The organism is Sutterella seckii, from assembly GCF_009183815.1.
Lineage (GTDB): Bacteria > Pseudomonadota > Gammaproteobacteria > Burkholderiales > Burkholderiaceae_F > Sutterella > Sutterella seckii.
The window spans coordinates 1-4,852 of the sequence record NZ_WEHX01000131.1; the positions used below are offsets into that span (position 1 = coordinate 1).

At 56.6% G+C, this 4,852-nt stretch carries 3 protein-coding genes; all 3 read right to left on the minus strand.

The genetic code is table 11. The annotated features are described in order from the left end of the window. Positions 1–184: 184 nt before the first annotated feature. Entirely contained in the window at positions 185–2,017 is a 1,833-nt protein-coding gene (gene glmS, locus GBM95_RS11060; protein ID WP_152159147.1) for a glutamine--fructose-6-phosphate transaminase (isomerizing), read from the minus strand. 12 nt (positions 2,018–2,029) lie between these two features. Then, complete coding sequence (gene glmU, locus GBM95_RS11065; RefSeq protein WP_152159148.1) at positions 2,030–3,391, minus strand: bifunctional UDP-N-acetylglucosamine diphosphorylase/glucosamine-1-phosphate N-acetyltransferase GlmU; 1,362 nt, start codon at positions 3,389–3,391, stop codon at positions 2,030–2,032. A 102-nt stretch (positions 3,392–3,493) separates the two neighbouring features. Then, the coding region (locus tag GBM95_RS11070) for a sodium:solute symporter family protein (protein WP_152159149.1) at positions 3,494–4,852 on the minus strand (1,359 nt) is incomplete at its 5' end.

Consider the following 4,852-nt stretch of genomic DNA (forward strand, 5'->3'; position numbering starts at 1 on the left):
AAGCAAGCCTATAGCGTAAAAAAATAAAAAAGGGCGCTATCCTACTGCTGCAGGGATGGGCGCCCTTTTTTCTGCTTTCAAACTCCCAAACTCAGGTTTATTGCCGGAAGCTGATTTCGCTTTCAGCTGACGCAAAGAAAAAGCCGCGACATGTCGCGGCTTTTTCTTTGCGTTCAGACGGAGGCTATTCCACCGTTACGCTCTTCGCAAGATTGCGCGGCTTATCCACATCGGTACCGCGCACAAGCGCTGCATGATAAGCAAGCAGCTGCAGCGGAACGACATGAAGAATGGGAGAAAGCATGCCGTAGTTTTCCGGCAGTCTGATGACATGCATCCTCTCATCAGGAACAATATTGGAGTCGCCATCCGCGAATACGTAAAGCTCTCCGCCTCTGGCTCTCACCTCAGCCATATTGGACTTGAGTTTTTCAAGCAGCCTGTCGTTAGGCGCAACCGTCACCACCGGCATATTGGCATCCACAAGCGCAAGCGGCCCGTGCTTGAGCTCGCCAGCCGGATAAGCTTCGGCGTGAATGTAGCTGATCTCCTTAAGCTTCAATGCCCCTTCGAGAGCAATCGGATAATGCACGCCGCGCCCGAGGAAGAGCGCATGATCCTTGCCTGCAAACCGCTCCGCCCAGTCCATAACCTGAGGCTCAAGAGCCAGTACTGAAGAAAGCGCTGAGGGAATGTGACGCAGGCGCTTGAGTTCTTCTGCTTCCGCTTCTTCAGTGAGGCGTCCGTTCATCTTCGCTAGCGTGAGCGCGAGCAGATAAATTGCCGCGAGCTGCGTTGTGAACGCTTTTGTCGAGGCCACGCCGATTTCAACGCCGGCACGCGTGATATACGCGAGGCGGCTTTCCCGAACCATTGCGGAGGTCGAAACATTGCAGATCGTGAGCGTGCGCTTCATGCCAAGGTCATCTCTGGCATGACGCAGCGCTGCAATCGTATCCGCAGTTTCGCCGGATTGAGAAATCGTGATCACCAGCGCATCCGGATCCGGAACGGAAATTCGGTAACGATATTCGCTTGCGATTTCAACATCGCAATGGATGCCCGCCAGTGCCTCAATCCAGTATTTCGCCGTCAGCGCTGCGTAATAAGAAGTGCCGCAGGCAAGAAAGAGAAGTCTCGAGACGCCGGAAAACACCTTTTCAGCATCTGCTCCAAAGAGTCTGGGCGTGATGCCTGCAACGCCTTCAAGCGTGTCGGCAATGGCGCGGGGCTGCTCAAAAATCTCCTTCTGCATGTAGTGGCGGTAGGGGCCAAGATCCACGGCACCCGAATAAGCCTGCACCACACGAATTTCACGCTCAACCGGAACAAATTCTCCCGATTCAGTGCGTCTCCAAACCTGACACTTATGCGGCGTAATTTCGCAGACATCGCCTTCAGCCAGGTACATGATCCGATCGGTAACGCCGGCAATAGCCATCGCATCCGAAGCGCCAAGCATCTCGTCCTCTCCGATGCCGACAACAAGCGGAGAGCCCTGACGAGCGAGGACAATCTTATGGGGCTCATCGCGGCAGATGATTGCGAGCGCATAGCTTCCGCGCAGTTCCAGAACAGACTTTTTCACCGCCGCCAGCAGATCGCCCTGATAGTTGGAATAAACCAGATGCGCGATCACTTCCGTATCGGTCTGACTCGTGAATTCGTAACCCTGATCCTGAAGCCTCGCACGAATGGACTCGTAGTTCTCAATGATGCCGTTATGCACCAGACCGATGAAATCGTGCGAAAAAAGCGGATGAGCATTCCTCACGGCAGGAGCACCGTGCGTCGCCCAGCGCGTATGCGCAATGCCGGTGACGGCGTTGAGGCCGGCTTCCTTAGCTTCCTCCGCGAGCTGCGCAACGCGTTCCGTCGACCGGCAGCGCCGTAGACCGTCAGGGCCGACAGTTGCAATGCCGCAGGAATCGTACCCGCGGTACTCAAGACGTCGAAGGCCTTCCAAAAGCAGCGGGACAATATTGCGGCTGCTTGCAGCAGCGACGATTCCACACATGGTTCCTTTCCTTTATTTCTTGACCGGACGATGCCAGCCTTCAATTGTGACCTGCCTCGACCGGGCAACCGTGAGCTTGCCCTCCGGGACCTTTTTGGTAATGGTGGATCCTGCGCCAATCGTGGCGCCTGCACCCACTTCCACCGGAGCAACAAGTTCCGTTCCCGACCCGATAAAGGCGTCGTCTCCAATACGCGTGCGGAATTTATTCACGCCGTCGTAATTGCAGGTGATGGTGCCGGCTCCGATATTGACATGCGCGCCGATATCAGCATCACCAATGTAGGTCAGGTGATTGATCTTGGTGCCGATCCCCACCATTGACTTCTTAACTTCAACGAAGTTGCCGATATGGTTGCCGCCAATGAGTTCCGCACCAGGACGAAGTCTTGAATAAGGCCCGATCCTGCCGTTCATGCCGATGCGGGCGCCTTCAATGTGACAGAAGGGAAGAATCTCTGTGTCTTCACCGATTTCGGCATCCCGGATAACGCAGTTTGCCCCGATGCGCACGCCGTCAGCTATACGAACATGCCCTTCGAACACGCAGTTGACGTCGATTTCCACATCCTTGCCGCACTCCAGGATTCCGCGGATGTCAATGCGGGCAGGGTCAATCAGCGTCACGCCGGCATCAAGAAGGCGGCGGGCCTGCTCTTTCTGCCAGACACGCTCGAGACTTGCAAGCTGCGCTTTGGAATTCACTCCCTCGACTTCCCAGACGTGCCCGGGATGAACCGTTGTGATTCTTAACCCTTCGTCTGCTGCGAGACCGATAACGTCCGTGAGGTAGTACTCGCCCTGCGCATTTGCAGCCTTGAGCGATGAGAGCCAGCCATCAAGCCTTGATGTCGGCAGGCACATGATTCCGGTATTCACTTCGCGGACAAGGCGCTCCTCGGGTGAAGCATCCTTTTCCTCGACAATCGCGCGCACGAATCCCATCGTGTTGCGGAGAATTCGGCCGTAGCCTGTCGGGTTGTCCAGTTCAACCGTGAGAAGCACCAGGTCAGACTTTTCAGCTTCACTGGCAATCGCCGCCAGAGTCTCTCTTGAGAGCAGCGGAACGTCGCCCAGACATACCAGCGTTTTAGACTCGTTTCGATCCAGCTGTCCAAGCGCCTGACGAAGCGCATGCCCGGTACCGAGCTGCGGCGACTGCAGGGCAAAAGCGACATCGGACCTGTCCGCAAGATGCTCCATTACGTTTTCAGCACCGTGCCCCACAACGACAACCCGGGGGGATGCGCTCAGACCTTCTGTCGCATCAAGTACATGGTCGATCATGGGACGCCCGGCAATGGGCTGGAGCACTTTCGGAAGCCGGGAATGCATGCGCTTTCCCATGCCTGCAGCAAGAATGACTATGTTCATCTTTTTCCACTTAACGACAGAAGCCGGCCGTCAGACCGGAAGATGAACAAAATTGTAGAAGAAGCGGCCCCGCCTCGCGGAGCCGCTTTCATGTCGTTGCAATCAGGCCGTTGCACTTACCGGCGTAATGGCAGGGAGCCGGCCATTGCCGATTTCAGCATCCACCGGTCGCTTCATCATGTTCCGGCGGCGTTCTTCGAGAAATCGCTTGTTGTCGGTAGTCGGCAGGAGCGATCCGACGACCATGCCCGCGGCCGCGGCAATGAAGCCGCCCAACACGTTCGGGAAAACCTCTCCAGCAGACGTCCAGGTGAGGAAGACCCAGACTGCGCTGCCAAAGAGAATCGAAACATAGCAGCCCTGGCGAGTCGCCTTCTTCCAGTAGAGCCCGCAGACAAGAGGCCAGAATGCGCCTACAACCGGGAACTGATAGGCCATCGCCACCATGTCGTAGATCGGTGCGCCTTCAAGAGCGATCGAATACATCAGCACCAGGATGGCAAAGCAGGCTACCGTAGCGCGCATGGCAAAGAGCATGTTGCGGTCATCGACTCGGGCAAAGTGGCGGAGCACGTTTTCGACGAAGATCGTCGACGGCGCCAGCATGGTTGCCGATGCAGTGGACATAACGGCCGAAAGCACGGCGCCGAAGAAGAGCACTCGCAGCCACATCGGCATGTAGTCGCGCACGAGCGTCGGAAGGAGCTGCTGAGGATCCTCGGCAAGCATCTTCTGAGCCGCTTCCGGCATCACCAGCACAGCAGCAACCACGATGAACATCGGCACGAAGGCAAAGAGAATGTAGAAGGAGCCGCCGATGATCGGACCGGCGACGGCCGTCTGCACATTCTTCGCCGACATAACGCGCTGGAAAACGTCCTGCTGAGGGATCGAGCCGATCATCATGGTCATGGCAGCCGAAATCCAGAAGAGCCATCCGGAAGGCGTCGGCTCAGGAAGGGCATGGAAGAGATCCTTGCCGCGGGCATATTCGATGACATTGCCGAAGCCACCAGCCAGATCGGAAGCGAACCAAAGGATCGCTACCAAACCAAGCACGATGATGATCATCTGGACGAAATCCGTCACGGCAACAGACCACATGCCGCCTACCATCGTGTAGGCGAGCACGATGCCGGCGCCGATCACCATGCCGGTCGTCATGGATACCGCTCCCTCAGTGATCAGATTGATCACGAGACCAAGCGCGGTTACCTGAGCACCAACCCAGCCAAGGTACGAAATCACAATGGCAACAGAGCACAGGAGCTCCACGCTTCTGCCGTAACGGTCGCGGTAGTAGTCGCCGAGCGTGAGAATCTTCTGCTTATAGAGCTTCTGCGCAAAGAAGGTACCCACAAGAATCAGGGCCATGCCGGACCCGAAGGGCTCTTCAATCACGCCCGCAATGCCGCTTTCGATGAAGCGTCCCGGAAGACCGAGAATGGTTTCCGAACCGAA

Excerpts from the sequence above, each read along its gene's own strand:
- glmS (WP_152159147.1), bottom strand. The coding sequence starts at position 2,017 with ATGTGTGGAATCGTCGCTGCTGCAAGCAGCCGCAATATTGTCCCGCTG.
- glmU (WP_152159148.1), bottom strand. The coding sequence starts at position 3,391 with ATGAACATAGTCATTCTTGCTGCAGGCATGGGAAAGCGCATGCATTCC.